Origin of the sequence: Mesorhizobium sp. M0960, from assembly GCF_040319055.1 — a bacterium.
GTDB lineage: Bacteria > Pseudomonadota > Alphaproteobacteria > Rhizobiales > Rhizobiaceae > Mesorhizobium.
The window spans coordinates 1-24,434 of record NZ_JAMYNN010000008.1; the positions used below are offsets into that span (position 1 = coordinate 1).

A 24,434-nucleotide genomic window follows, 5' to 3' on the forward strand; every position below is an offset into this window, starting at 1 on the left:
GAAACCCCAAACAAGACGTCAAATCCCCCGCAAACAAGCGAACAACCGCCGCAACCCCGCCGCCGCAAGCTTTGCTCATGACTGCCCAACAGGTCCACAAGGGGAGAAGGGAAGGTTTCTACGCATCCGCCCTGAACGTCTGCTTCTGGATACCCAGCCCTTCGATACCGAGCTCGACCACATCGCCGGGCTTCAGGAACACCGGCGGCTTCATGCCGAGGCCGACGCCGGGCGGCGTGCCGGTCGAGATGATGTCGCCTGGATGCAGCGACATGAACTGGCTGAGATAAGACACGAGATAAGCGACGCCGAACACCATGGTCTTGGTCGAGCCGTTCTGCATGGTCTTGCCGTTGACCGTCAGCCACATCGGAATGTTCTGCGGGTCCTTGACCTCGTCCTTGGTCACCAGCCACGGGCCGATCGGCCCGAATGTGTCGCAGGACTTGCCCTTGGTCCACTGGCCCTGCCGCTCGGCCTGGAAGGCGCGTTCAGAGACGTCATGTGCGACGCAGTAGCCGGCGACATAGTCCAGCGCCTCGGCTTCGGTGACATATTTAGCGGTCTTGCCGATGACCACGCCGAGCTCGACTTCCCAATCGGTCTTCACCGAGCCGCGCGGGATCAGCACGTCGTCGTTCGGCCCGACAATGGCCGAGCTTGCCTTCATGAAGATGATCGGCTCCGGCGGCACGGTTGCGCCGGTTTCTGCGGCATGGTCGGAATAGTTGAGGCCTATGCAGATGAATTTGCCGGTGCCGGCGACGCAGGCGCCGATGCGCGGTTTGCCGGAAACTGCCGGCAGCGATTTCGGATCGAGCTTCGACAATGACTCGAGCGATGCCGGGTCGATCGCCCTGCCGGCAATGTCGGTGACATGGGCGGAGAGGTCGCGGATCGTTCCATCCGCATCAAGGAGGCCAGGGCGTTCGCTCCCCGCCTCGCCATAGCGTAGCAGTTTCATGCAGTTTTCTCCCAGTTGCGACCAGAGGCCGTTTGCAAACTCGCTCCGCTGCGGCGAATGGCGTGGGTTTCGAGAACCGGAGCGGAGCGTACTTAAAGTACGTGAGCCTAGGCAAGCGCGGACGCCGCGCCAGGCGCCCGGCAGAATTGGATTTTCAGACTCCTAGATCGACCAGCCACCGTCGATATTATAGGCCTGCCCCGACGTATAGGTGGCACCGGCGAGATAGACGGCGAGGTCGGCGATTTCCTCGGGCGTGCCGAGCCGGCCCATCGGCTGACGGGCGATGAAGGCGGCGCGGGCTGCTTCGTAGTCGCCCTGCGCGTGCATGCGGTCGTGCAGCGACGGGCTTTCGACCGTGCCCGGGCAGATCGCATTGCAGCGTATGCCCTTGCCGACATAGTCGGCGGCAACCGATTTGGTCAGGCCGATAACGGCCGCCTTGGTCAGGCCATAGACGAAACGGTTGGGCACGCCCTTGGTCGAGCTGGCCAGCGACGCCATGTTGATGATCGAGCCGTCGCCGCGCTCAAGCATGCCGGGCAGCACGGCGCGGATGGTGCGGATCATCGAGCGGACATTGAGATCATAGGCAAAGTCGAGATCGCCGTCCTTCATCTCGAGGATCGAGCCGGAATGGACGAAGCCGGCGCAGTTGAACAGCACGTCGACGGCGCCGATCTCGGCAAAAGCGACGTTCACCGCCTCGTCGTTTAGGACATCCAGCTTGCGGGTCTTGATACCGGGGGTCTTGCCGAGGTCGGCGAGCACCACTTCGTTGATGTCGGTGGCATGGACGACGGCGCCGGCCTTGGCGAAAGCCAGCGCACTTGCCCGGCCGATGCCTTGCGCCGCCGCCGTGACGACAACGACCTTGCCTGTCAGATCCGCCATGCTTTTCTCCTCGCCCGTCTGTGATCGTTCGGCTTTTTACCGGCACAAGGCCGGGGCGCAATGTGCCAGACGGGCACCACCATTCCGCCTGTTTCGATATTCGCCCTGCCGGCCAAATGTTTTTTCTCGGTAAAGAACATCTTTTGGCCCGTCAAGCCCGGACGTCCCTCCGGGACACTCAGTCGCCGTAGGGCACCCAGACGTTCTTGACCTCGATCGCACGGCGCAGCAAGGCATCGCCGGCTGCTTCGCCCGATGTCCAGTCAAGGCTGTGGCCGTTGCCGGTCCAGACACGCTTGAGATTGCCGATGGACTCGGCCTCCGCCTTGGCACAGGTCTCGGCATCGGCGAACATCCAGAGCCCGTCGACATCGTCGTGCTTGGCCAGCACGCCGGCCAGCTCGGCGCTACGGCCCGTAACGATATTGATGGCGCCCGCCGGAACGTCGGAATATTCGATGACCTGGTAAAGGTCGGTGGCAAGCAGTGGATATCGTTCGGACGGCACGGCGACCACGGTGTTGCCCATGGCGAGCGCCGGCGCAACCAGCGAGATCAGGCCGAGCAAAGGTGCGTTGTCCGACGCGACGATGCCGACGACGCCGACCGGTTCGTGCAGCGCCAATGTGACGGCACGGGCCGGCGGCTGGTGGACGCGGCCCTCGAACTTGTCCGCAAGCCCGGCATAGAGGAACAGCCGCTCGATCGATAGCTCGACCTCTTCACTCGCCGCCTTGGCCGTCGCGCCGGTGAGCTGGATCAGACGGGCGGCAAACTCGTCGGCGCGGCCGGACAGGTTTTCGGCCAGATAGTAAAGCACCTGGCTGCGATTGTAGGCGGTCGCTTCCGGCCAGGCCTTGCAGGCGCGCGCGGCCGCGACGGCGTCGCGGATATCCTTGCGGTTGCCGAGACCGACCTCGCCGGCGAGCTTGCCCTTGGCGCTGGCGACGGCAAGGGAATAATTGCCGTCCGGCCGGACCTGCTTACCGCCGATGAACAGCTTTGCCGTGCGGTCGATGGCATCGCCTTCCGGGCGCTCGATGGGCTGGGCAGTGGCCACAGCCGGTTTGATGATCGGGCCGAGCGGCAGTTTTGCCGAGAGGTACTCGAACATGCCCTCGCGCCCGCCTTCGCGGCCGAAGCCGCTCTCGCGATAGCCGCCGAAGCCGCAGGCGGCGTCGAACATGTTGGTGCCGTTGACCCAGACGACGCCGGCCTTCAATTGCGGCGCGACGTGCAGCGCAAGATTGATGTTCTCGCTCCACACCGAGGCGGCTAGGCCATAGCGTGTGTTGTTGGCGAGCTCGACCGCTTCCTCGGTATTGCGGAAGGTCATGGTCGCCAGCACCGGCCCGAACACCTCTTCCTGGGCCAGAATGTTAGCCGGCGAAACACCTGTCGCCAGCGTTGGCAGATGGTAATAGCCCGAGGCGGGCAGTGCCGAGTCCGGCTGCCAGCATATCGCGCCCTGCTTGGCGCCTTCGGCAATCAGGCCCTTGACGCGGTCGAGTTGGGTCAAATCGACCAGCGGGCCGATATCGGTGTTCTTGTCGAGCGGGCTACCGACGCGCAGCCGGCTCATCCGCGTCTTGACCTTGGCGATGAAGGCGTCGGCGATGCCTTCCTGCACCAGAAGGCGCGAGCCGGCACAGCAGACCTGGCCCTGGTTGAACCAGATGCCGTCGACCAGACCCTCGACGGCGCTGTCGAGATCGGCATCCTCGAAAACGACGAAGGCCGACTTGCCGCCAAGCTCCAGCGAAAGTTTCTTGCCCGAACCGGCGGTGGCCTTGCGGATGATCTTGCCGACCTCGGACGAACCGGTGAAGGCGATCTTCTGGATGCCGGGATGATTGACGATTGCCCCACCCGCTTCCGGCCCGCCCTGGACGATGTTGACGACGCCCTTCGGCACGCCGGCGCGTTCACAGATCTCGGCAAACAGGATGGCGGTGAGCGGCGTGAATTCCGCGGGCTTCAGCACCACGGTGCAGCCCGCAGCGAGCGCCGGCGCGATCTTCCAGGCCAGCATCAAAAGCGGGAAGTTCCACGGGATGATCTGGCCGACGACGCCGACGCCCTTATGGGCTGGAAAGTCCCTGTCCAGCGCCTGCGCCCAGCCGGCATGATGGATGAAATGACGGATCGCCAGCGGCACGTCGATGTCGCGGCTTTCGCGGATCGGCTTGCCGTTGTCGATCGATTCCAGCACCGCGAACAGCCGTTGGTGGCGCTGCATGGCGCGGCCGATGGCATAGAGCACTTTGGCGCGTTGATAACCGGTGCTGGCGCTCCATTTCGGCAGCGCTTTTGTGGCGGCCGAAACCGCCGCATCGATATCGGCAGCACCGGCATCCGAGACCTTGGCCAGCAATTTGCCGGAGGCGGGATCGCTGGTGTCGAAGGTCTTTCCATTTGCAGCTGCTTTCCAGTCGCCGCCGATGAACAGGGCTTTCGAGAAATCACGGGTCGTCAGCCAGGCATCGGCCTCGTTGCGGGCCTCCGGCGCCGGGCCGTAATCCATGGCGTGATAGCGTTCGAGAATGTTCATGAAGCGCTCCGAATCACGCCATTGCGTGGCGATGATTGGCCGAGTAGTGGCCGGTCAGGTGATGCTCGAGCTGGCGCTCGATGTCGGTCAAAAGGCTCGATGCTCCGAAGCGGAACAGCTCCGGCTCCAACCACGGCCGGCCCAGCTCTTCTTTCATCAGCACCAGCCAATCGAGCGAGGCTTTTGCCGTGGAAATGCCACCGGCCGGCTTGAAGCCGATGAGATAGCCGGTTTCCTCGAAATAGGCGCGGATGGCGCGCACCATGGCAAGGCCAACCGGCAGTGTCGCGTTGACGCTTTCCTTGCCGGTCGAGGTCTTGATGAAGTCCGCACCCGCCATCATCGCCACCATCGAGGCGAGCATGACATTGCGCAGCGTGGCGAGGTCGCCTGTGCCGAGGATCACCTTCAGATGCGCCTCGCCGCAGGCGGCCCGCATCGAGACGATCTCGTTATAGAGCTCCTGCCATTTCGCCCCAAAAACCAAGCCGCGCGGGATGACGACGTCGATCTCGTCGGCGCCGTCGCGGACCGATGCTTCGATCTCCTGCAGACGCGTCGAAAGCGGAGCAAGGCCATGCGGGAAAGCCGTGGAAACGGCGGCGACACGGATGCCGCTGCCGCGCAGTGCTTCGACGGCAGTGGCGACGAAGGGATGATAGACGCAGACCGCCGCCGGACGGATGTTTTCACCGGCAATGCCGAGCCCCTCGGCAATGTCGCGGCGGAACGGGTTGACCGCCTTGGCACAGAGCCGGCGCACGCGCTCTTCCGTATCGTTCGAGTTCAGCGTCGTCAGGTCCATGCAGGCGACGGCGCGCAGCAGCCAGGCAGCCTGGTTATCGGCCTTGATCGAGCGTCTTTTGGTCAGGCTGGCGACGCGGCGTTCCAGCGCCGAGCGGTTGACGCTGCGCATTGATTCCATGAAGCCAAGATCGAGCCTCATGCCGGGATTGCGAGCAATAGCATGGGCCTGCGGCATCGGCGCATTGGCGGCGGCGCGCGCCGGCAGCGGCGTGATCTTGGACGTGCCCAGATCGGTTTCGCGGATTGTGCTGCTCATCTCCTGCCCCTTGTTCAGCGACTTATGCCGAAGATAGACCGTGAAGCAGCGCTTCACGAGTCCTTCAGGCGGTCATAGCGGAAAAAGACAGTCAAGGCAGCCGATTTTTGACCGTCCGGTCAAAATCAGGGTCTCAAAGCAGTGGACGCTGAACTGCCGCGTCTCAGCCGACGAAGGCGCGCTCGACTACGAAGCTTGCCGGATGATGCAGCGAGCCTTCCTGGAAGTCGAGGCTTTCGGCCAGTTCCTTCACGTCTTTCAGCATATGCATCGAGCCGCAGATCATGATGCGATCGGTCTCGGGATTGAGCTTGTCGATGCCGAGATCGGTGTAGAATTTGCCCGAGCCGATCAGCGCGGTGATGCGGCCCATGCGTTCGGACGTCTCACGCGTCGTCGAATTATAGAGCGTGACGCGGCCGCCGGTCAGTTCGCCGATCAGCGGGTCGTTCTCCAGCGCGGCCACCAGTTCCTGGCCGTAGATGAGCTCGGCATTGTCGCGGCAGGTGTGGGTCAGCACGACTTCACCGAACTTCTCATAGGTGTCGGGATCGCGCAGCAGGCTGGCGAAGGGCGCAATGCCGGTGCCGGTCGAGATCATGAACAGGCGCTTGGCCGGCGTCAGCGCGTCGACCACCAGCGTGCCGGTCGATTTCTGCCGCATGATGACGGTATCGCCGATCTGGATCTTCTGCAGCTCCGAGGTAAGCGGGCCGTCCGGCACCTTGATCGAGAAGAATTCCAGCTCGTCGTCCCAGGACGGGCTGGCGATCGAATAGGCGCGGAACACCGGCTTCTCGGCATTGGGCAGGCCGATCATGACGAACTCGCCGGAGCGGAAGCGCAGCGACTGCGGCCGGGTGATGCGGAACGAAAACAGCCGGTCGGTATAGTGCTTCACCGAGACGACGGTTTCGGCATAGACATTGGCCGGTATCGGAAACTGCAGCGGCCGCGCGCCGGCGGTGTTGAACGCGGATGTGGTGTTCATCAAACCTAACCTTCTGGGCCAGCTCAGCGCCCGCGCCAAATCTTCACCTGCGCGCCCGAACCGGTCAGGTTCCTGCGTGCCCTTGCACACTCCGAAGCGGTAAGCTCTTGTGTCCGGAATTTATTAGTATACAAACGATATTTGCGTCAAGACGCCGCCGTAAAACAGCTTTCCAAACTGAGGCATGTAAGCAGTTCGGGCATTTCGGGTTTCGACAATGGAACAGAATTTTTCGGCGCAAGCTCTGGATTCGAGGGGCAGCGTCGTCGCCGGTATCGATGTCGGTGGCACCTTTACCGATCTGCTTCTGATCGACGGCCGTGATGGTGGCCGGGTGCATATCGCCAAGACCCCGACCACGGTCGACAACCAGGCTTTCGGCGTCGTTGCAGCTCTTGGTGCCACCGGCTTTCGCGTGGACGGCATCGACCTCATCGTGCACGGCACGACGACCACAACCAACGCGGTGCTGGAGCGCCGGCTGGCCAAAACCGGCATGATCACCACGCGCGGCTTTCGTGACGTCATCGAGCTTGGCCGGCGGACACGGCCGCAAGCCTATGGCATGACAGGCACCTTTGTGCCGATCATTCCGCGCAATCTGCGGCTCGAAGTGTCGGAGCGGGTCGAGGCCTCGGGCGCGGTGCGCATACCGCTCGACGAGGCCGAGATGCGGGCAGCGATTTCACAACTGATCGAAGCCGGCTGCGAATCGCTCGTCATCCATTTCCTGCATTCCTACGCCAACCCGGCGCATGAGCGGCGCGCGGCCGAGATCGGCGCCGAGCTTTGGCCGAACGGCTACATCACGACAGGCCATGCGCTGCTTTCGGAAGCGCGCGAATTCGAGCGCGGCGTTACCGCTTCGGTCAACGCCTCGGTGCAACCGATCCTCGAACGCTACGTCGAACGGCTGCGCAAGGAGCTGGCGTCAAAAGGCTACGCCCGCGACTTCCTGATCATGAACGGCAATGGCGGCATGATATCGGCCCGCTTTGTCACACGTGAATCGGCCAAGACCGTTATGTCCGGCCCCGCCTCCGGCGTCATTGCCGCGGCCTATACCGGCAAGCGCGCCGGCTTCGAAAACCTGGTCACCTACGACATGGGCGGCACCTCGACCGACGTGGCGCTGATCCGCAAGGCCGAACCGGCGGTGTCGAACGAGATCGAGATCGAATATGCGATGCCGATCCACGTGCCGATGGTGGCGGTGCACACGGTCGGCGCCGGCGGCGGCTCGATCGCCCGCGTCGACGCGGCCGGCCTGATCCAGATCGGCCCGGAAAGCGCCGGTGCTAATCCCGGCCCGATCTGCTATGGACGCGGCGGCGTCGAGCCGACCATCACCGACGCCAATCTGGTGCTCGGCCGGCTGGCGCCGAAGAAGCTGCTGGCGGTCGAGAACCCAGTCACCGTCGAGCATGTCACCGGCATATTCGAGGACCGGATCGGCCGACCAACCGGCCTGTCCGGCGTCGAGGCGGCGGGAGCGGTGCTGCGACTGGGCAACATGAAGATGGCCGGCGCCATCCGCATGGTCTCAGTGTCGCGCGGTCACGACCCGCGCGATTTCGCGCTGTTCGCCTTCGGCGGCGCCGGGCCGCTGCATGCGACCGCCCTGGCGCGCGAGCTCGGCCTGCCGCGGGTGCTGGTGCCGGCGCGGCCGGGCATTACCAATGCGCTCGGCTGCGTCGTCGCCGATCTGCGCCATGACTTCGTCAACACGGTCAACCAGCCGGTGGCGGGGCTCGATGAAGCCCAGCTCCACGCTATATTGGAACGGCACCGAAACGAAGGCGAAGAGTTGATCAGCAAGGAAGCGGTGAAGCCGGAGACGATCCGCGTCACGCATTCCGCCGACATGCAGTTCGTCGGCCAGACGCATATTATTAACGTGCCGCTGCCGTCGTTTGCGGTGACGCGCGAGGTCCTGCAGCAACTGTTCGAGAAGGCCTATTTCGCCCGCTTCAAGGTCGAGCTGCCGGAAATCCGCGCCAATCTGGTCAATCTCAACACCTCGGTGACCGGCGTGCGGCCGGCGATCGATCTGTCGCGGCTGATCGATCCGGCTGGCCGCGCCAAAACGCTCGAAGAGGCGCGGCGCGAGATCCGGCCGGTCTGGTATGGCGGGCGCTGGTACGACACGCCGGTCTACAGTAGGGAAAAGTTGCCGCTTGACGCCATCATCGAAGGCCCGGCGATCCTCGAACAGATGGATGCCACAACCGTACTCGAGCCCGGCGACCGGGCGCGCTCGGATGCCGACGGCAACATCATCATCGACATTGGTGAGGCCTGAGATGCAAAAGCTCGACGCCATCACCCTTTCGGTCCTCCAGGCGGCGCTGCAGCAGGTCTGTGACGAGATGGACCTGACGTTTTCGCGCGCCGCTTTCTCGCCCGTCATCGCCGAGGCCAATGACCGCTCCGACGGCATCTATTCGGCAGTCGATGGTTCGCTGATCGCGCAAGGCAGCCAAGGCCTGCCGGTGTTCGTCGGCGTCATGCAGTATTCGACCAAAACGGTGATCGAGATGATCGCCGACGGACGCTGCCTGCCGCCCGAGCCGGGCGATATCTACATCGTCAACGATCCTTATCTCGGCGGCACCCATCTGATGGATGTGCGCTTCGCCATGCCGGTCTATCGCGACGGCAAGATATTCTGCTGGCTGTCGAACACCGGCCATTGGCCCGACATTGGCGGTTCGGTGCCGGGCGGCTTCTCCGCCTCGGCGACTGCGGTGGAGCAGGAAGGCTTGCGGCTGCCGCCGGTGAAATTGTTCAAGAAGGGCGTGCTCGACCCTGAGATCTACGCCATCATCTGCTCGAACATCAGGGTTGCCGACCAGCGCATCGGCGACATCCGCGCGCAAGCGGCAGCACTGCTGATCGGCCAGGACCGGCTCAACGGCATTTCGGATCGTTACGGAGACGAAACAGTCGTCGAAGCAATCGCCGAATTGCGCCGCCGGGCCGCTGAACAGATGCGTGCCAACATCGCGGCAATTCCCGATGGCATCTACCGGTCGCAGGCCTTCGTCGATTCCGATGGGGTGGTGAACGAGCCGCTGACCATTGCGCTTGCCGTCGAGAAAAAAGGCGACACGCTCCGCTTCGACTTCTCAGGCTCGTCAAAACCCTGCGCCGGGCCGATGAACAGCGTGCTGGCGACGACCTTGTCCTCGGTCTACCTCGCCATGCGCCACATTTTCCCCGACGTGCCGATCAGCGCCGGCGCCTTCGAGCCGCTCATCGTCAAGCGGCCAGAAGGCACCTTCCTCGATGCCAAATATCCGCGGCCGGTATCGGGCTGCGCGGCCGAGGTTTCGCAGCGCATCGCCGAGGCGGTGTTCGCGGCCATGGTGCAGGCGCTGCCGGACAGGGTGACTGCGGCTCCCGCCGGCTCCAGCGGCAATTTCGCGCTCGGCGGCAACGATCCGCTCCGTGGCCGCGACTACGTCATGTACCAGATATCCGGCGGCGGCTATGGCGGCAATGCCGATCATGATGGCCTGACCAATGGCTGCTCGACCATCGGCATTTCCAAATCGCCGCCGGTCGAGATCATGGAACAGGCTTTCCCTGTGCTCTATCGCCACTATGCCTTGCGCGAAGGCTCGGGTGGCGCCGGCAAGCATCGCGGCGGTTTTGGCCTCGCCTATGAGGTCGAGATCCTGCGTGGCGACGCCCGCGCCTCCTTCGTCATGGACCATGGCCGTTTCGGCCCGCAAGGCGCGCTCGGCGGCAAGGACGGCGCGGTCAACACGGTGACCGTGTTCCGCGACGGTGAGGCCCATGTGCCGCCGCACCTCTCCAAGGAACAGGACATCGCGCTGAAGGCCGGCGACCGCGTGCGAGTTGGCACGCCGGGCGGCGGCGGCTACGGCAATCCCTGGCAGCGTGATCCGGAATTGGTCGCTCGGGATATCGCCCTAGGCTATTACACACCCGCAGAAGCCGGCGAAAAGTTCGGCGTCGCGCTGTCGGCGAACGGGTTGGCGATTGACCGGGCAGCGACCGAAAAGAAGCGCGCCGGCTGACGATGCTGGCCAGCATCTCCGCTGTGCCACGCTCAGTTCCGATGATCCAGCCTCGCGACCAGCCGGTCGCCGGCCCACTGGATGCCGCAGACCAGGACGATCAGGACGATGACCACGGCGATCATGACTGACGTTTCGAAGCGCTGGTAACCGTATCGGATGGCGAGGTCGCCCAGCCCGCCGGCGCCGATGGCGCCGGCCATGGCCGAGGCGCCGATAAGCGTCACCAGCGTCACCGTGAAGCCGGCGACGATGCCGGGCAGCGCTTCCGGCACCAGCACCTCGCGGATGATCGTCCAGCGGTTGCCGCCCATGGCGCGCGCCGCTTCGATCAGCCCGTGGTCGACCTCGCGCAGCGACACTTCGGCGATCCGGGCATAGTAGGGCGTGGCCGCGATCGACAGCGGCACGATGGCGGCCCATGTGCCGATCGAGGTGCCGACGATCAGCCGCGTCACCGGGATCAGCGCAACCAGCAGGATGATGAAAGGCACCGAGCGGAAACCGTTGATGACCGCGCCGAGCGCACGGTTCACCCACAGGTTTTCGGCGATGCCGCCGCGGTCGGTGGCGACCAGCGCCAGGCCGAGCGGCAGCCCGAAAACCAGCGAGATGAGGCCGGAGGCGGCCGTCATCAGGATCGTTTCCCAGATGGATCGAAGCAGGAGTTCAAACAGAATTGGCGACATGGCCAAGCACCTCCACCCGCGCATTGCGGGCTTTCAAGAACGCGATCACCTGTGCCAGGTGAGCTTCATTGCTACCGGCGACCGCGACGAACAGCGTCCCGACAGGCTGCTGCTGGACGTGATCGATGCCTCCATGAACGAGGCGGAACGAGCCGGGAACTGCCGAGGCAAGATCGGACAAAAGCGGGCTTCGCGCGGCCTCACCCGCCACGTCGATCCTGAGGATCGCCTCCACGCCGGCGTTCTGCGTTAGCCGGCTTGCGATCTCCGCCGGCAATTGCGGCCTGATGCCGCCGAGCAGGCTTTGTGTGATCGCCGACTTCGGATCGGCAAACACCGACCACACCGGCCCTTGCTCGACGATTCGTCCGGCGTCGATCACCGCGACCCGGTCGGCGATCGAACGGATCACCTCCATCTCATGGGTGATGAGCAGGATGGTCAGGCCGAGCTGCCGGTTGATGTCTCTGAGCAAGGCAAGGATGGAGCGCGTCGTCTCCGGGTCCAACGCCGAGGTCGCTTCGTCCGACAGCAGCAGCGCTGGGCGCGCCGCAAGCGCCCGGGCAATGCCGACGCGCTGTTTCTGTCCGCCCGACAGCGACGCCGGATAGGCTTTCGCCTTCTCCGACAGGCCGACGAGCTCGAGCAGCTCGGCAGCGCGCGCCAGGCGTTCGGCCCTGGGCCGGCCTTCGATCTTGAGCGGCAGCGCTACATTGTCTTCGACCGTCTTGGCGGACAGCAGGTTGAAATGCTGGAAAATCATGCCGATACGCCGGCGCAGCGGCTGCAATTCGCGCTCGCCGAGCCGGCTGATGTCGCGGCCTTCGATGAAGACCTGTCCTGTATCCGGCCGCTCCAGGCCGTTTAGGCAGCGTATCAGCGTCGACTTGCCGGCGCCGCTCCGGCCGATGATGCCGAGGATCTCGCCCTGGCGCACGCTGAGCGATACGCCGTCCAGCGCCGCTGTTGCGCCGAAGCGGCGCTTCAGCTCGATGAGGCGTACGACATCGTGCGGTCCCGCGGAACGGCTGCCGACGGGATGCATGACTTCGGTGACCGGGGCGAAATGCTGGTTCATGAAAGTTCCTGTATTGGTGTCCCGCAAAACGCGATCGCGGTCCGCGTTGGAGCGCGGACCGCTTTATCATGCCGGGCTTCAGCGCCAAGTCGAGCTCGGTATCAATAGGCGCTGATGCCGGTTCCCTTGTAGACCCGGTCGAATTCGGCCTTCACCTTTTCGTTCTGGTAGGAGGCGACCAATGTCTTTACCCAGGGCTGGTTTTCATTGCCGGCCTTGACCGCGATGAAGTTGCGGTAGGGATTGTCGGCCACCGCCTCCTGGGCGATGCGGTTCTCCGGTGTGAGGCCGCTTTTAAGCGCCCAATCCGTGTTGACCACGGCCCCGTCGAGATCTTCCACCGAGCGCCCGACAATGCCAGCGTCGAGCTCCTTGACGACCAATTTCTTCGGGTTTTCGGCAATGTCGGTCGTCGTAGCCAGAATGCCGGTTCCTTCCCTGAGCTTGATCAGACCTTCGCTCTGCAGGACACGCAGCGCGCGCCCTTCATTGGACGGATCGTTCGGCACGCCGACGACGGCGCCTTCGGGCAAGTCGCCAATCTTCGCGTACTTCTTGGAATAGAGGCCGATCGGCCAGACCCCGGTATAGCCGACCGGGACGATGTGATAGCCCTGCGTCTTGATCTGGTTGTCGAGATAGGGCTTGTGCTGGAAGGCGTTGGCGTCGATTTCGCCACGCTCGAGTGCTTCATTCGGCTGGGTGTAGTCGTTGAACACCACGGTCTCGATCGTCAGCCCCCTCTCCGCCGCCTGGGCGGTCACGACCCGCCACACATCCTCGTCCTCGCCGCTCATGATGCCGACCTTGACCGCCGTCTTGTCTTCGGCGAACGACGGCGCAGCAAGGCCGACAATCGCAACCGCCGACGCGAAAAGTACAGCCAGACCGGCGCGCCGGTTTATAGTTGCTGAGAAGAATGGAAGCAAAGTGTTGATAGTCCCAGGCATGGTCAATCCCATCGGTTTTGAAATCATTGCGGCCAAGCGGAATGCGAAGCCTTGCGGGCATCATCGGAAATGCTGATCGCCAGATCAAAGAACGGTATTTCCCGCCAAATGAGGAGCCTGGAATATCCTCTCAAAGTTTCTGGCCTAGCGAGCACAGGACGCTGCCGCCTAGCGCGCTGACTCCGCTATGAGGCCCGCCGTGCGTCGGAACGGCGGGCCTTTCTGCGTCCGAATGCCCAGGCACGGGCACCAGTTTGGGATGTCGACAATGCAGGACGCGCCGCATGTCCCTTCAAAAAACGACGCGCATTGCTCACTGGATGACCTTCACGATCCTGCGTGTGCCCGGATCGACCAGGACGGTCTGGTTGTCGACGACGACATAGCGGTATTTGACGTCGGGAACCTCATGAAGCTCGACGGTATCGGGCACGGTCGAGCCGACATTGAGCTCCACGCCGGGAAGCTGGACGGACGCCAGAGGCTGCTTTTTCACATACTCGCGTACGATCGTCTCCTGCTGCGGTTCGATGACCACGTCCTGAGCGGCAGCGGCGCCAATACCCGCAAGCAGCAAGAACCCAGCCGCGGCTGCCGAAAGATGCATGCTCATGATTGTCTCCTTTCGTGGTGGGCCACCTCTGCGCTGCGCCGCGTCATGCTGTTCGCAGCGGGGTCGCTATAGGCGGGTAACGTCATCAGGTGGAGCTTGTTCCGCCGCTCGGATCGCTTGCCGTTTCGCTCCATTGGTTTGGAACAAAATTTTTTAGCCGCAGTTTTACGCGGTGAAGGGACGCATTTTCCAAGGAGATCTCTCATGAAAGGCGTTCTGATCACCAGCTTGCTAGCAATCAGCGTCAGCTGCGGAGCTGCACTTGCCCAGACGCAGCAGTCGACCGACGACCAGTCCGGCGCCAATTGCGCAGCCGGCGCTGCCAATTGCCAGAATGGCGCCAAGATGGACGAGCAGGCTCAGGGCAAGGCCGGCGCTGCGACTGATCAACAGGCGCAGGGCAAACCGAAGCTGAAGACCGACGAGCAAGCCCAAGGCAAGGCCGGCGCCACGACCGACCAGCAGGCCACGGGCAACACCAAGATGAAGACCGAGGAACAGGCCCAAGGCAAAACCGGAACCACCACTACCGAGCAGGCCCAAGGCAACACGAAAATGAAGACCGAGGAGCAGGCTCAGGGCAAGACTGGGACCACGACCACCGAGCAGACTCAGGGCAATGCTTCTACGCAGACGCAGGACCAGAGTTCGACCGCTTCCATCAGCAATGTGACCGTTGAACAGAAAACCCAGATCACTCAGGTCATCAAGGAGACCAACGTCCAACCCGTTTCCAGCGTCGATTTCGACATCTCTGTCGGCATCGAGGTTCCGCGGAAGAAGGTCCGGCTGCATCGTCTGCCGGCGCGCATCGTCAAGATCGTTCCGGCTTACGAAGGCTATGAGTATTTCGTGCTCGCCGATGGTCGGATCGTCATCGTCGACCCGAATACCTACAAGATCGTGATTATCCTGACCTAGTCGCGGCCAGACGGTTTGATTGAACCAAAGGGTCCGTCGCGCAGGTCGCGTGGCGGCCCTTTCCGCATCTCCTCGCTCCGCGTCTGCTGCAAATCGCAGATCACGGTCCGTCCTCGGGGCGAGGAGTGAGCACGGTGTGATCGATGGTGTCGGGCAGGCATGGACTGGGCACGCAGCTTGTTCGGACTGACGCGGTGGTCATGCCCTCGATATCCGTAACTAGCACCATTCTCGCGTAGTGCCGCGGCCACAGCGGCTCTCCAAACAGGACGAAGACGCCGCCAATCATCAAGGCCAGCAACATGAGTGCCGTAACATTTGCAAATATCTCGCCGTAGCGCATGAAGGCAGCCTGTCCCGTTCGGAAAGCGATTTCAGCCTGTGACAGCGGCGACCAGGATGGCGCCGAAACCCAGCGCTAATGCCCTTGGCGCCTCGCGAATGCCGCCTTCCATTGGATACTCCCCGGAATAAGCCAGGTGAATAACGGCACTCTCGGTGCTTTGTTCCGGGCCGGACGACAGCCGCTTCATTCATGCCGGGGCGTTTCCGTTGGCAAGACCGCAGGCGGTCTTCGCCCTCATTGATGCGCAGCAGCGAGATCCTTCACGTGACGTTCGTGCATTTGCAGCACCGGCAGCGTCTTCTTGGCAAACTCCTTCATCGCCGGATCGTCGCCGGAATTTGAGTAAGCGGAAAACAGCGCCACCGCTTCCTTATGCGCCTGGGTCTGCATGTCGATATATTTCGATTGGAAGCTGTCCCCGCTGGCCTCCTTGAGTTGGTCGAGCAACGCCTGGTGCTTGGTGTCCAGCGGCGGGCCGGCCGGCGTGGTGGCCGAAGTTGTCTGACCTTTGCTGAGCGCCGCCTTGAAGTCCTCGCCGGCCTTGGTGTGGTCCGTGACCATTTGCGCCGCGAAGGCCTTCACATCGTCGGCCGTCGCCTGCTTCTGTGCAAGTCGGCTCGACTCGATTTCAAATGTATTGGCGATGGGCACCGTCTTCACGAACGTCGCCGTGTCAACCTTGCTCATGGTGTCGGTCGTCAGAGGTGTCAGCGTCGCCGATTGGGCAAAAGCAGCCAAAGGCGCGCCGGCCATCAGCGCTGCCGCAGTGATGGATAGAAGTGTTTTCATGGAAGTTCTCCGAGGCTGATGTCATCCCTCCGATGGCTCAACGCGGAAGCTGCGGCGAGGTTGCCTGGTCGCGGCGGCCAGAGCCGCTGCGACGCCAAACAATGGTTTGGAAAGGCAAAACAAAGGACGCCGGCCGCGTCGCGCAAAGTGCAACGCAAGCCGCGAGATCGTACGGAATCGTACAAGCTCTTTCGCTTTGCCGCAGTCTTGCTATCGTTGCCTGGGAGAGATGGGTGGAGGCTTCCGTGGGGCAGATCAGGTCGCCGCTAGGAATCGGTATTGATACCGACGCTGCCGTTCACACCATCATGGCCGACTACCATTCCGGCGACATTCTCTCGACCACCGTCGTCATAGCCGATTTGCGCAGACGCTTTCCTTGGTGCCGGCAAACCGACGAGGAGCTGGTTGGCTTCATCGTTCGGGCGCTGGACGGTCGGGAGATCGCCGTCAGCTTCGACCACCGCGGCCGTTAGGCGGCTGATTCATGGCAAACTGACGAGGCTGCGGAGCGCACGCTCCGCAGCCTCGTCAGGCTATGATCACAGGGCGTTTACTTGCCGCAGTGGTTATCGTTCACCGTCGGCGCCATCGTTCCCGGAGCCTTGCCGGTCGCATCGGGCAGAGCCCCCTGCGGGCCCGGCGGGCAATTCCGGTCGGCATTCGAATTCGTCGTTGAGAAATCGCGAATGCTGTTGGTGATGGTCGAATCCGTGCCGGTGTCAGGGCCGCCATTATCCGGGACTACGACCGTCCGCCCGCTGCCGTCGGCAGCGGCTCCGGAGGGGTCGCCGACGTTCTGGGCCATCGCTGACGTGGCCAGACCGATCGTAAGCGCCGAAGCTGCGAGAATTTTCGTGAGCATGATGCTTCTCCTTTTTACGAGGGTCGTCGCGTTGCGACTACGAAAACAACCGTTCGGGCGGGCGAAGGTTCCGACAAATTTCCTATGAATTCAGCATGTTCTCAGGTGTTCAAGGTGGCCGGCGCGCCATTGCACAGCCCGGCGTTTTCCTCGCTGCATGAGCGTGCGCCTTGCTGTCCCGCCGGAACAGGAATGCTCCTTGCGAGTTCATACCTTTGTACAATGCGAACGCGCTGATGCGAATGGCGGCAGCGCAAACAAGGAGAGCAGACATCATGGGCCTTGGAACCATTCTCATCATCATCTTGGTCCTTGCCTTGCTTGGCGGCTTCAGCGGCTTGGGCGGCGGACCGTTCTACGGCACCGGCTATTACGGTGGCGGTGGCCTCGGCCTGGTGCTGCTCATCGTCATCATCTTGGTCGTGCTTGGGCGCATTTAGCGTCACGCTCACGACAAAACGCCTGCCGCCGGGTAATAAGCGGCGGGCGTTTTGTCGTGAATAGACGAAAAGTCTCTAGGACTCTGGCTAAAAAGGCCGACCTGGCGTCGGACCCTTCGACACCGAGGACCCCGCCATAGCAGCAGCTTTAGTGTTGGCGATCGGCGGCCAGTGCTTCCTTTAGATCGGCGCTTAGCACGCCCTCGTTGAACAGCGACATGATACGGGCGGCCAACCGCTCGCGGACCGGACTGTCGTCCGCAACACCCAACTCGCGGCAGCAGTCGTCGAGCGCTTTTCTCAGCACGCTCAGTTCGGCTGGAGTTGCTGCACCATGCATCGACATGCCATCCTCCCTGAAAAGGGCGAAAGCGCGAAGCGTCTTTCAAGCATCCACTCGCCATGCCTGTGTGGATGACTCAAATTCAATTAGCGCCGCTTGCCTCCAAACTCAATGTACGGAAATTACCGAGCGGACAGATCGGGAACGACTGCCTTTCACCTGCATTATTGTAGTGATCCAAGCCACCCTCATTTGGATCACTGGGCGTAGCCCACGACGCCCGAATGGAGCCCGTTGCATCCCTCGCGACGGGCTCTTTCGCGCCCGACATTTTTGATTTATCGATTTCGTACCAAGCACCTTTGGTACGTTTTCAACTCTAACTTTCAGTCAGATGTTTTCGTAGGCAAGCGGCAGGAGAAACTGCCGTGCATCGAATTCATTTATTTAGTAGGCTCCATACCTTTCAGCGCTTATATAAGCCGTATCGTCAGCAGGTTATACCGGGCGCGGACGGCTGGGAGATCAAAAAGCTCTTGCCCTGTTTTGGGCCCAGCTATGTCCAATCAAAATCTATTCAAAAACAAGCTGTTGCGCCGGATGAGCGCCGGCGATTTTGCATTTCTCGAGCCGCACATCGAGCGCTGTTCGCTGGAGTTGCGGCAATCGCTCGAAGTATCCGGATCACCGATCGAGGCCATCTATTTCGTCGAGGACGGCATTGGTTCAGTGGTTGCGAAAATGCCGAATGGCAGCGATGCGGAAGTTGGCCTCATTGGCTTGGAAGGTATGACCGGCTCGGCCTTGGTGATGGGCGACGACCGCATGGTCCATGATTGCTATGTGCAACTGGCGGGAGAAGCCGCCAGGATAGATGCCGAGCCATTCAAGGCAGCGCTGACGCAAAGCCCGACATTGCGGCTGTTTTTGTTGCGCTACGTGCAGTGTCTGCATATCCAGACCGGCTACACCGCGCTGGTCAACGCGCGATCGAAGCTTGAAGACCGGCTGGCGCGCTGGCTGCTCATGTGTGACGATCGGGTGGCCGGCGACCGGCTGACGATCACCCACGAATTCCTGTCGATCATGCTCGGCGTAAGACGTCCGGGCGTCACGGTCGCGCTCCAGCTGCTTGAGGGCCGAGGGCTCATCCGGTCCCGCCGCGGCGAAATCATTATCCGCGACCGCGATGGTCTCGTTTCGCTAGCGGATGGCGGCTACGGCCTGGCCGAGGCCGAATATATCCGCCTGGTCGGACATACCGGCGAGCGCTGAGTGCTTTTCTCGCCTGTTGCTACCGCAGGTCGAGGCCCCTTGCGATACGACACAAGTGCCGTCGGAAAAATTTTCAAAGCTCCTGAACCGTCAGGGAACTTGTTTCCCATCGGAGGGTTATCGGACGCCTCTACTTTGCGAGGCTGCCACCAACTCCCGGGAGACGACCATGCCGACTACGAAAAAGGCCGCGAAGGCGGCAAGCAAGGGCCTTGAGGACCTGTTCCTCGACGGGCTCAAAGACCTCTACTACGCCGAGAAGAAGATACTGAAAGCGTTGCCCAAAATGGCCAAGGGCGCGGAGTCGGAAGAAGTGACTGCCGCCTTCGAGAAACACCACATGGAAACCGAAGGACATGTCGATCGCCTGGAGGAGGTGTTCGAGAAATTCGGCAAGCCGGCCCGCGGCAAGACCTGTCCAGCGATTGACGGCATCATCGAAGAGGGCTCGGAAGTGCTCGAGGAGTATAACGGTGCTCCTGCGCTCGACGCCGGGCTTGTCGGCGCGGCGCAGGCCGTCGAGCATTACGAGATCGCTCGTTACGGCACTTTGATCGCATGGGCGGAAGAACTCGGCAAGAGCGACGTTGTCGAACTGCTCAGGGCAACACTCAAGGAAGAGGTCGCGACCGACGAAGCGCTTTCCAAGCTCGGCGAAAGCGGTGTCAACGAACGCGCAATGCAAGAAGCCGCTTGATTTTCAGACTGCATCCCGAGCCTCGGCAATGGATTGCCGAGGCTCGGCTAGTGCGGCGAACCAGTGAATTCTGCATCGGTTCCGTCGTAGGCGGCAGAACGGAACACCAAGAGCGCCTTGAAGCGTTGCCTCCGGCGGGACTTACTCCATCTGCTCGAACGTACATTGCCGGGGCTCCTTGTCCGGCCGCCAGCGCAACAGCTTGGTTCCGTGCCGGAACCGGTCGCCTGTCACATGGTCGAAACGAACCTCGACCACCAGTTCAGGCTTTATCGGTTCCCATTGTGCGCTGCGCTCCGTGCTCCAGCGGCTTGGCCCGCCCGGCGCCTCGCCGGTGAAACCCGGTTTGGCCCGCAGTTTTTCCAGCCGTCTGGTCAGCGCCGCCCTGTCGTCCTTGCCGATGGTCGAGGTGAATCCGACATGGTCCAACCTGCCTTCGTTATTGTAGAGGCCAAGCAGCAGGGATCCGACTTCGTTGCTGCCGGCGAGATAGCGAAAGCCGCCGACCACGCAATCCGCAGTGCGCAGCCGCTTGACCTTGACCATGGCGCGCTCGCCGGGCTGGTATGGCTCGGCGATCAGTTTTGCAACAACACCGTCGGTCGAGCCATGGCCGGCGCCTTGCAGCCAGCGCTCGGCGGTAGCGGCATCGTGCGTGCATTTGGACAGGCGCAGTTCGCGCCGTCCCGCCGACGCGACAAAGGCCTCGATCGCCCGTCTCCTGTCGGTGAGGGGTTGTTCGATGATAATCTTGCCGCCGGGTTCGGCCAGCATATCGAACAGGACCAGCATGGCAGGCGTCTCCAGGCTCAACTTGCGGATCCTGCTTTCGGCTGGATGAAGGCGCATTTGCAGGGCCTCGAACGAGGACGATCCGTCGACCTCGATGACGATCTCGCCGTCGGCAACAAACCGTCGCGACCTCACATCGCGCAGCACCGCGATCAGTTCGGGAAAATAGCGGCCAAGCGGCTTGCCCGATTTTGCACGCAGATCGACGGCATCGTCACCCTTGAACACGAGGCACCGAAACCCGTCCCATTTCGGTTCGTACTGCCAAAGCCCGTCGCCGCCAGGAATTGCGTCGGCGGCTTTGGCTTCCATCGGACGAAGGTCGAGCGGCAACGGAAATGCGGTCATGGCTGGTCCGCGCCGCCGCCGCTGAGGCATTCGCTACCGCCGTCGGCCATTCCCCTGGGCCCTGCTTTGCCGCCTCGCCACCTTGCGGCCGGTCTGGTCGGGCGCAGGCGACAGCGGATCGACTTCGTCGGACCCGCCGATCTCCTTGGTAATGCGATAGGCCAGATAAGCGACGGCTCCGGCAACCAGCAAGCGGACCATGTTTGAAAATCCTTCGTTGGCGTGAACCCACCAACCCCGGGCCGAAGGTTTTGTTCCGTCGCTGCCCATAGCCGAGGTGAATCGTCGGCTGCGCAACCAAAACCTAAGCGCATCGTTTGTTGCTTATCGACGAAAAGAATTTGCGATGAAGACGCTGTTACCCTTGTTCGCTTTGACCCTGGCGCCAATCCAGGCCAGCAGCGCTTGGCCTGACGGGTGACCGCGATGCTCCTCGTTGTTCCGGTTTGGCAAGACATCGCGGCACGGCTGCTTCTGACCGCGCTCGCAGGCCTTTTGATAGGCCTCAACAGGGAGGCGCGCGGGCACGCGGCGGGGCTACGCACCACCGTGCTGGTGGGATTGGCCGCCGCCATCACAATGATCCAGGCCAGTATTCTGCTGGAGACCGTTGGCAAGCACCCGGATTCGTTTGCATCGATGGACGTCCTGCGCTTTCCGCTGGGCGTGTTGACCGGCGTCGGCTTTATCGGCGGTGGCGCCATTCTTCGCCGCGGCAATCTTGTCAGCGGGGTCATCACAGCGGCCACGTTGTGGGTGATGACGGCGATCGGATTGGCTTTCGGTGGCGGCCAATACGGCTTGGGCGCGGCCGGCACGGCGCTGACGCTGGCCACTTTGCTGGTCCTGAAATGGGTGGACCTTCGAATGTCGCGCGAACACCATGCCCAGTTGGCACTGACGTGGAAGGCCGCGGCTCGACAGGAGCTCGATGCGCTCATCGGGCCGCTTGGCTACCAGGCACGCCTCGTCGCAATAGAGAGGCGCCCAGATCTCAAGGACCCTGTGTTCTCGTTCGAGATCAGTTGGAGGCGGCCCGACACTGGCGCACCGCCAATGGATCTGCTGGCATCGGTGGGCGAGCATTGCGAGATTCAAAAGTTTGATCTCCTCAGCGAGCCTGCCCGGTAGAGCGGTTCATCGTTTCACGGAAACGCCGAACCGCTCTATCTCTTTATTTCTGCGCAATCTCGGACGGAAAACCGTTTCACACTTTTCCTGGAAGTGCTCTAGCGGCTCGCAACGATCGCGGCCTGAATCAGGCCATCGCTTCTTCGCGGCGCTTTCGATACCTATCTGTCGAGGCAGGACTCAAGGAGCAAGCAAAGAGCGTGGCACAGCGATCGGGAAGTGCTGACCTTCCACTTCACGGCGGGCGCGTGCCGAAATGGCTCGGCGACCGCATGACGCGGCTTGGCGCGGTCATGTGCGAGGCGATCATCCACCATTACGGCCGCGATGAATTGCTGCGCCGGCTGGCGCATCCGTTCTGGTTCCAGTCTTTTGGCGCCGTGATGGGGATGGACTGGCACTCCTCCGGCATCACCACCAGCGTCGTCGGTGCCTTAAAGCGCGGCCTGTCGCCGCTTTCCAGCGAGCTCGGCATTCACGTTTGCGGCGGCCGCGGCGCGCATTCGCGCAAGACCCCGCACGAGCTTGCCCTGATCGGCGAGCGTGTCGGCCTCGACGGGCAGGGCCTGGCGACTGCCAGCCGGCTTGTCGCCAAGGTGGACAGCGCCGCGGTCCAGGACGGTTTCGATCTCTATCTGCACGGCTTCATCGTCACCGATGACGGCAAGTGGGTGGTGGTGCAGCAAGGCATGAACGGCGACAGCAAGGTGGCGCGCCGCTATCACTGGCTGTCGGAGGGCCTGAAGAGCTTTGTCGACCAGCCGCATGCCGCCATCGAAGGCGCCAACCAGGGCGAGATCGTCAACCTGACCGACCGCCGCGCCGAAGCGTCGCGCCAGGGACAACTGGACCTTCTGCACGATCTTGGACCGGATCGCATCGTGAGGGAGCTTGCCGCTTTGGAGCGGGGTTCGGCGCCAGTGCCGGAGCCGGCACAGAAGCTGCTGCCGCATCTGGTGATGCCGGCGCACCACGATGTACGCGAAAGCGATGTCGTCATGCGCCGCCTGCACGGCAACATCGCGGCGGCGGCCGAGCGCGGCCCGGCGGATTTCGCCGGCCTTCTCCTGGTGCCCAATGTCGGCGCGCGCACGGTGCGGGCGCTGGCGCTGGTCGCCGAAGTCGTGCATGGCGCGCCATGCCGTTTTTCCGATCCAGGACGTTTCTCGCTGGCGCATGGCGGCAAGGACAGGCATCCGTTCCCTGTGCCGTTGAAGGTCTATGACGAGACGATCGGCGTGCTGAAGTCGGCTGTCCAGAAGGCCAGGCTCGGCCGTGAGGAAGAGGTCGGCGCCTTGCGGCGGCTGGACGACCAGTCGCGGCAAGTCGAACGCTATGCCACCGGGCCGAGCCTGAAGGAAATCGTCGCCGGGGAGTTCGAGCAATCGCATCTGCTCGGCGGCCGCAGCGTCTTCGGTTGGGAAGTCGCCCCCGAAACGACCGCAGTTAAATCAACGAAGTGATCGGCTCGGATCAAGCCTCCAGGTCGATCAACGCGACACCGAGCTCGGGACGGTGCCTGCGGCGCAGATGTCCAGGCGTTTCCACCAGCGTGACCTCGAGCGTCGGGCGAACGATGGCGTCCAGCAGATGGCCGCCCCTTGTGCTGCCGTCGCTCAATCCGAGCACGGCATGGACGTGCAGGCTGGGCTTGCCGTCGTCGCCGATGGCAACATCGCCAATCGCGCTCAGCACCTCGCACTGTTCCCGGATGGGAATTTTCCGGTAGGTCCTTTCCCTAGGGTCGAACCAGCCGACAGTTGCCCTTTCGAAAGCGCCGAGCGCGCTCAGCGACGCGCTGCCAACGCCGTGGTCGGCCGCAAACGAGGTCAGCTGCGCAAACGCCTCTTCGCCGGGATCAAGCACAACGACGAACGTTCTTTGGCCGGCGCTTTCGGCAACAATCTGTGACTTCATGATCTCGCTCCAGACGCCATTTCGGTTCTGTCCGATCGGGGTTGAACGGCAAGCCGGCTCGAGAGTTCCCCGGCACGGTTCGGATGAACATAGGATCACAGCCACGTGAGGCGGAGGAACCTTGCCTTGCGTGACTGGTTCGGCCGGCTTGAGACCCAGCCAGCCGGGAGCCAGCCATGTCCGAAACCCCTCTTGCCAGCCTGAGCCGACGCAGTTTCATGACCGGATCCGTTTCGGCGGCTGCGGCAGGGCCGCTCATGGCCACGTCGGCAAAAGCCGCCGCCCCGCAACCTGCCGCTTCGGCCGAGCCGCGCGATCTGTCGGCGATTTCACTGCGCATCAACAAGCAGCCCTACAATCTCGCCCTCGACAATCGCACCAGCCTGCTCGACGCGCTGCGCGACCATGTCGGCCTGACGGGTACCAAGAAAGGCTGCGACCATGGCCAGTGCGGGGCCTGCACCGTTCTTGTCGACGGCAAGCGGGTGCTGTCGTGCCTGAGCTTCGCCGTGATGAACAAGGGCCATGAGATCACCACGGTGGAAGGGCTCGCTTCCGCCGACGGCAATCTGCATCCGATGCAGCAGGCCTTCATCGACAATGACGCCTTCCAATGCGGGTACTGCACGCCCGGCCAGATCATGTCCGCCATCGGTTGCATCAACGAAGGCCATGCCGGCTCCGAGGACGATATCCGCGAGTATATGAGCGGTAATCTCTGCCGCTGCGCTGCCTACCCCAACATAGTCGCGGCCATCGTGCAGGCCCGGGACGAAACAAGGAAAGCCTGA

Annotated in this window: 27 protein-coding genes; 10 read left to right on the forward strand and 17 right to left on the reverse strand. The window is 62.7% G+C overall.

All coding sequences use genetic code 11. From position 1 onward, the window contains the following. Positions 1-118: 118 nt before the first annotated feature. The 5 genes from NKH63_RS16295 to NKH63_RS16315 all read right to left on the reverse strand — a co-directional run bounded on the left by NKH63_RS16295 (position 119) and on the right by NKH63_RS16315 (position 6,463). On the reverse strand, positions 119-964 hold the full coding sequence (locus NKH63_RS16295) for a fumarylacetoacetate hydrolase family protein (RefSeq protein ID WP_023720565.1): 846 nt from the start codon (positions 962-964) through the stop codon (positions 119-121). Between the two features lie 162 nt (positions 965-1,126). Beyond that, positions 1,127-1,858 carry an SDR family oxidoreductase gene (locus tag NKH63_RS16300; RefSeq protein ID WP_352495108.1) on the reverse strand — a complete coding sequence of 244 codons (732 nt, stop codon included), beginning with the start codon at positions 1,856-1,858 and terminating at the stop codon, positions 1,127-1,129. Positions 1,859-2,036: 178 nt separating this feature from the next. Then, positions 2,037-4,409: an aldehyde dehydrogenase family protein gene (locus NKH63_RS16305; RefSeq protein WP_352918110.1), complete on the reverse strand. Its 2,373-nt coding sequence runs from the start codon at positions 4,407-4,409 to the stop codon at positions 2,037-2,039. Positions 4,410-4,422: 13 nt separating this feature from the next. Beyond that, positions 4,423-5,472 carry a deoxyribose-phosphate aldolase gene (deoC, locus tag NKH63_RS16310; RefSeq protein WP_031194457.1) on the reverse strand — a complete coding sequence of 350 codons (1,050 nt, stop codon included), beginning with the start codon at positions 5,470-5,472 and terminating at the stop codon, positions 4,423-4,425. 163 nt (positions 5,473-5,635) lie between these two features. After that, positions 5,636-6,463: a ferredoxin--NADP reductase gene (locus NKH63_RS16315; protein WP_352481417.1), complete on the reverse strand. Its 828-nt coding sequence runs from the start codon at positions 6,461-6,463 to the stop codon at positions 5,636-5,638. A 217-nt stretch (positions 6,464-6,680) separates the two neighbouring features. Here NKH63_RS16315 and NKH63_RS16320 point away from each other — a divergent pair, with 217 nt between their 5' ends. Together NKH63_RS16320 and NKH63_RS16325 are read left to right on the forward strand one after the other, a co-directional pair. Beyond that, entirely contained in the window at positions 6,681-8,765 is a 2,085-nt protein-coding gene (locus tag NKH63_RS16320) for a hydantoinase/oxoprolinase family protein (protein ID WP_352918112.1), read from the forward strand. A gap of 1 nt (position 8,766) precedes the next feature. Further along, positions 8,767-10,509 (forward strand): hydantoinase B/oxoprolinase family protein, encoded by a 1,743-nt coding sequence (locus tag NKH63_RS16325; protein WP_023720559.1) that lies wholly within the window; start codon positions 8,767-8,769, stop codon positions 10,507-10,509. Positions 10,510-10,541: 32 nt separating this feature from the next. Here the strand turns inward: NKH63_RS16325 and NKH63_RS16330 are convergent, their stop codons facing one another. The 4 genes from NKH63_RS16330 to NKH63_RS16345 all read right to left on the reverse strand — a co-directional run bounded on the left by NKH63_RS16330 (position 10,542) and on the right by NKH63_RS16345 (position 13,839). Continuing rightward, on the reverse strand, positions 10,542-11,198 hold the full coding sequence (locus NKH63_RS16330) for a methionine ABC transporter permease (RefSeq protein ID WP_023720558.1): 657 nt from the start codon (positions 11,196-11,198) through the stop codon (positions 10,542-10,544). After that, positions 11,179-12,243: a methionine ABC transporter ATP-binding protein gene (locus NKH63_RS16335; RefSeq protein WP_156948146.1), complete on the reverse strand. Its 1,065-nt coding sequence runs from the start codon at positions 12,241-12,243 to the stop codon at positions 11,179-11,181. Before NKH63_RS16335 ends, NKH63_RS16330 begins: the two co-directional genes overlap by 20 nt. 134 nt (positions 12,244-12,377) lie before the next feature. After that, on the reverse strand, positions 12,378-13,226 hold the full coding sequence (locus NKH63_RS16340) for a MetQ/NlpA family lipoprotein (protein ID WP_352481419.1): 849 nt from the start codon (positions 13,224-13,226) through the stop codon (positions 12,378-12,380). A gap of 313 nt (positions 13,227-13,539) precedes the next feature. Beyond that, complete coding sequence (locus tag NKH63_RS16345) at positions 13,540-13,839, reverse strand: DUF1236 domain-containing protein (protein WP_023720555.1); 300 nt, start codon at positions 13,837-13,839, stop codon at positions 13,540-13,542. A gap of 96 nt (positions 13,840-13,935) precedes the next feature. Between NKH63_RS16345 and NKH63_RS16350 the strand changes: the two genes are divergently transcribed. Further along, positions 13,936-14,760: a DUF1236 domain-containing protein gene (locus NKH63_RS16350; RefSeq protein WP_502896335.1), complete on the forward strand. Its 825-nt coding sequence runs from the start codon at positions 13,936-13,938 to the stop codon at positions 14,758-14,760. A 100-nt stretch (positions 14,761-14,860) separates the two neighbouring features. On the opposite strand, the gene NKH63_RS16355 is transcribed toward NKH63_RS16350, so the two are convergent. From NKH63_RS16355 to NKH63_RS16365, 3 genes are read right to left on the reverse strand one after another with little or no spacing between them, the layout of a single operon-like run. Continuing rightward, positions 14,861-15,103 carry a hypothetical protein gene (locus tag NKH63_RS16355; RefSeq protein ID WP_023720552.1) on the reverse strand — a complete coding sequence of 81 codons (243 nt, stop codon included), beginning with the start codon at positions 15,101-15,103 and terminating at the stop codon, positions 14,861-14,863. A gap of 31 nt (positions 15,104-15,134) precedes the next feature. Then, a complete protein-coding gene (locus NKH63_RS16360; protein WP_352816788.1) occupies positions 15,135-15,293 on the reverse strand; it encodes a hypothetical protein in 159 nt (52 codons plus the stop codon). Positions 15,294-15,340: 47 nt separating this feature from the next. Next, complete coding sequence (locus NKH63_RS16365; RefSeq protein WP_245278645.1) at positions 15,341-15,859, reverse strand: DUF4142 domain-containing protein; 519 nt, start codon at positions 15,857-15,859, stop codon at positions 15,341-15,343. A gap of 281 nt (positions 15,860-16,140) precedes the next feature. On the opposite strand from NKH63_RS16365, the gene NKH63_RS16370 reads away from it, so the two are divergent. Continuing rightward, on the forward strand, positions 16,141-16,371 hold the full coding sequence (locus tag NKH63_RS16370) for a hypothetical protein (protein WP_156948137.1): 231 nt from the start codon (positions 16,141-16,143) through the stop codon (positions 16,369-16,371). Positions 16,372-16,448: 77 nt separating this feature from the next. On the opposite strand, the gene NKH63_RS16375 is transcribed toward NKH63_RS16370, so the two are convergent. Then, a complete protein-coding gene (locus tag NKH63_RS16375) occupies positions 16,449-16,760 on the reverse strand; it encodes a hypothetical protein (RefSeq protein WP_023720549.1) in 312 nt (103 codons plus the stop codon). A gap of 275 nt (positions 16,761-17,035) precedes the next feature. Between NKH63_RS16375 and NKH63_RS16380 the strand changes: the two genes are divergently transcribed. After that, positions 17,036-17,200 (forward strand): DUF3309 family protein, encoded by a 165-nt coding sequence (locus tag NKH63_RS16380; protein WP_023720548.1) that lies wholly within the window; start codon positions 17,036-17,038, stop codon positions 17,198-17,200. Between the two features lie 148 nt (positions 17,201-17,348). On the opposite strand, the gene NKH63_RS16385 is transcribed toward NKH63_RS16380, so the two are convergent. Next, positions 17,349-17,546, reverse strand: coding sequence for a hypothetical protein (locus NKH63_RS16385; protein WP_023720547.1), 198 nt, complete (start codon positions 17,544-17,546; stop codon positions 17,349-17,351). 495 nt (positions 17,547-18,041) lie between these two features. Between NKH63_RS16385 and NKH63_RS16390 the strand changes: the two genes are divergently transcribed. Together NKH63_RS16390 and NKH63_RS16395 are read left to right on the forward strand one after the other, a co-directional pair. Next, positions 18,042-18,758, forward strand: coding sequence for a Crp/Fnr family transcriptional regulator (locus NKH63_RS16390; protein ID WP_352548102.1), 717 nt, complete (start codon positions 18,042-18,044; stop codon positions 18,756-18,758). A 169-nt stretch (positions 18,759-18,927) separates the two neighbouring features. Beyond that, positions 18,928-19,455, forward strand: a complete 528-nt coding sequence (locus NKH63_RS16395; RefSeq protein ID WP_023720545.1) for a YciE/YciF ferroxidase family protein — start codon at positions 18,928-18,930, stop codon at positions 19,453-19,455. Between the two features lie 141 nt (positions 19,456-19,596). Here NKH63_RS16395 and NKH63_RS16400 read toward each other — a convergent pair whose 3' ends face one another. Beyond that, entirely contained in the window at positions 19,597-20,595 is a 999-nt protein-coding gene (locus NKH63_RS16400; protein WP_023720544.1) for an ATP-dependent DNA ligase, read from the reverse strand. 33 nt (positions 20,596-20,628) lie between these two features. Continuing rightward, the gene (locus NKH63_RS16405; protein WP_023720543.1) at positions 20,629-20,796 is read right to left on the reverse strand and encodes a hypothetical protein; all 168 of its coding nucleotides are present in this window, start codon (positions 20,794-20,796) and stop codon (positions 20,629-20,631) included. Between the two features lie 225 nt (positions 20,797-21,021). Between NKH63_RS16405 and NKH63_RS16410 the strand changes: the two genes are divergently transcribed. After that, entirely contained in the window at positions 21,022-21,726 is a 705-nt protein-coding gene (locus tag NKH63_RS16410) for an MgtC/SapB family protein (RefSeq protein ID WP_352918114.1), read from the forward strand. Between the two features lie 200 nt (positions 21,727-21,926). After that, positions 21,927-23,189, forward strand: a complete 1,263-nt coding sequence (locus NKH63_RS16415; protein ID WP_352481422.1) for a DUF763 domain-containing protein — start codon at positions 21,927-21,929, stop codon at positions 23,187-23,189. Between the two features lie 10 nt (positions 23,190-23,199). Here the strand turns inward: NKH63_RS16415 and NKH63_RS16420 are convergent, their stop codons facing one another. After that, positions 23,200-23,643, reverse strand: a complete 444-nt coding sequence (locus NKH63_RS16420; RefSeq protein ID WP_352481423.1) for a PPC domain-containing DNA-binding protein — start codon at positions 23,641-23,643, stop codon at positions 23,200-23,202. Between the two features lie 176 nt (positions 23,644-23,819). Here NKH63_RS16420 and NKH63_RS16425 point away from each other — a divergent pair, with 176 nt between their 5' ends. Further along, positions 23,820-24,434 carry a (2Fe-2S)-binding protein gene (locus NKH63_RS16425; RefSeq protein WP_352548009.1) on the forward strand — a complete coding sequence of 205 codons (615 nt, stop codon included), beginning with the start codon at positions 23,820-23,822 and terminating at the stop codon, positions 24,432-24,434.

What these genes read in the sequence shown, in the direction of transcription:
- NKH63_RS16355 (WP_023720552.1), bottom strand. Translation starts at nt 15,103, where the DNA reads ATGCGCTACGGCGAGATATTTGCAAATGTTACGGCACTCATGTTGCTG.
- NKH63_RS16385 (WP_023720547.1), bottom strand. Translation starts at nt 17,546, where the DNA reads ATGTCGATGCATGGTGCAGCAACTCCAGCCGAACTGAGCGTGCTGAGA.
- NKH63_RS16365 (WP_245278645.1), bottom strand. Translation starts at nt 15,859, where the DNA reads ATGGCCGGCGCGCCTTTGGCTGCTTTTGCCCAATCGGCGACGCTGACA.
- NKH63_RS16360 (WP_352816788.1), bottom strand. Translation starts at nt 15,293, where the DNA reads ATGAAGCGGCTGTCGTCCGGCCCGGAACAAAGCACCGAGAGTGCCGTT.
- NKH63_RS16410 (WP_352918114.1), top strand. Translation starts at nt 21,022, where the DNA reads ATGCTCCTCGTTGTTCCGGTTTGGCAAGACATCGCGGCACGGCTGCTT.
- NKH63_RS16320 (WP_352918112.1), top strand. Translation starts at nt 6,681, where the DNA reads ATGGAACAGAATTTTTCGGCGCAAGCTCTGGATTCGAGGGGCAGCGTC.
- NKH63_RS16380 (WP_023720548.1), top strand. Translation starts at nt 17,036, where the DNA reads ATGGGCCTTGGAACCATTCTCATCATCATCTTGGTCCTTGCCTTGCTT.
- NKH63_RS16315 (WP_352481417.1), bottom strand. Translation starts at nt 6,463, where the DNA reads ATGAACACCACATCCGCGTTCAACACCGCCGGCGCGCGGCCGCTGCAG.
- NKH63_RS16335 (WP_156948146.1), bottom strand. Translation starts at nt 12,243, where the DNA reads ATGCATCCCGTCGGCAGCCGTTCCGCGGGACCGCACGATGTCGTACGC.
- NKH63_RS16325 (WP_023720559.1), top strand. Translation starts at nt 8,767, where the DNA reads ATGCAAAAGCTCGACGCCATCACCCTTTCGGTCCTCCAGGCGGCGCTG.
- NKH63_RS16420 (WP_352481423.1), bottom strand. Translation starts at nt 23,643, where the DNA reads ATGAAGTCACAGATTGTTGCCGAAAGCGCCGGCCAAAGAACGTTCGTC.
- NKH63_RS16400 (WP_023720544.1), bottom strand. Translation starts at nt 20,595, where the DNA reads ATGACCGCATTTCCGTTGCCGCTCGACCTTCGTCCGATGGAAGCCAAA.
- NKH63_RS16375 (WP_023720549.1), bottom strand. Translation starts at nt 16,760, where the DNA reads ATGCTCACGAAAATTCTCGCAGCTTCGGCGCTTACGATCGGTCTGGCC.
- NKH63_RS16330 (WP_023720558.1), bottom strand. Translation starts at nt 11,198, where the DNA reads ATGTCGCCAATTCTGTTTGAACTCCTGCTTCGATCCATCTGGGAAACG.
- NKH63_RS16425 (WP_352548009.1), top strand. Translation starts at nt 23,820, where the DNA reads ATGTCCGAAACCCCTCTTGCCAGCCTGAGCCGACGCAGTTTCATGACC.
- NKH63_RS16345 (WP_023720555.1), bottom strand. Translation starts at nt 13,839, where the DNA reads ATGAGCATGCATCTTTCGGCAGCCGCGGCTGGGTTCTTGCTGCTTGCG.
- NKH63_RS16405 (WP_023720543.1), bottom strand. Translation starts at nt 20,796, where the DNA reads ATGGTCCGCTTGCTGGTTGCCGGAGCCGTCGCTTATCTGGCCTATCGC.
- NKH63_RS16395 (WP_023720545.1), top strand. Translation starts at nt 18,928, where the DNA reads ATGCCGACTACGAAAAAGGCCGCGAAGGCGGCAAGCAAGGGCCTTGAG.
- NKH63_RS16305 (WP_352918110.1), bottom strand. Translation starts at nt 4,409, where the DNA reads ATGAACATTCTCGAACGCTATCACGCCATGGATTACGGCCCGGCGCCG.
- NKH63_RS16300 (WP_352495108.1), bottom strand. Translation starts at nt 1,858, where the DNA reads ATGGCGGATCTGACAGGCAAGGTCGTTGTCGTCACGGCGGCGGCGCAA.
- NKH63_RS16340 (WP_352481419.1), bottom strand. Translation starts at nt 13,226, where the DNA reads ATGCCTGGGACTATCAACACTTTGCTTCCATTCTTCTCAGCAACTATA.
- NKH63_RS16295 (WP_023720565.1), bottom strand. Translation starts at nt 964, where the DNA reads ATGAAACTGCTACGCTATGGCGAGGCGGGGAGCGAACGCCCTGGCCTC.
- NKH63_RS16390 (WP_352548102.1), top strand. Translation starts at nt 18,042, where the DNA reads ATGTCCAATCAAAATCTATTCAAAAACAAGCTGTTGCGCCGGATGAGC.
- deoC (WP_031194457.1), bottom strand. Translation starts at nt 5,472, where the DNA reads ATGAGCAGCACAATCCGCGAAACCGATCTGGGCACGTCCAAGATCACG.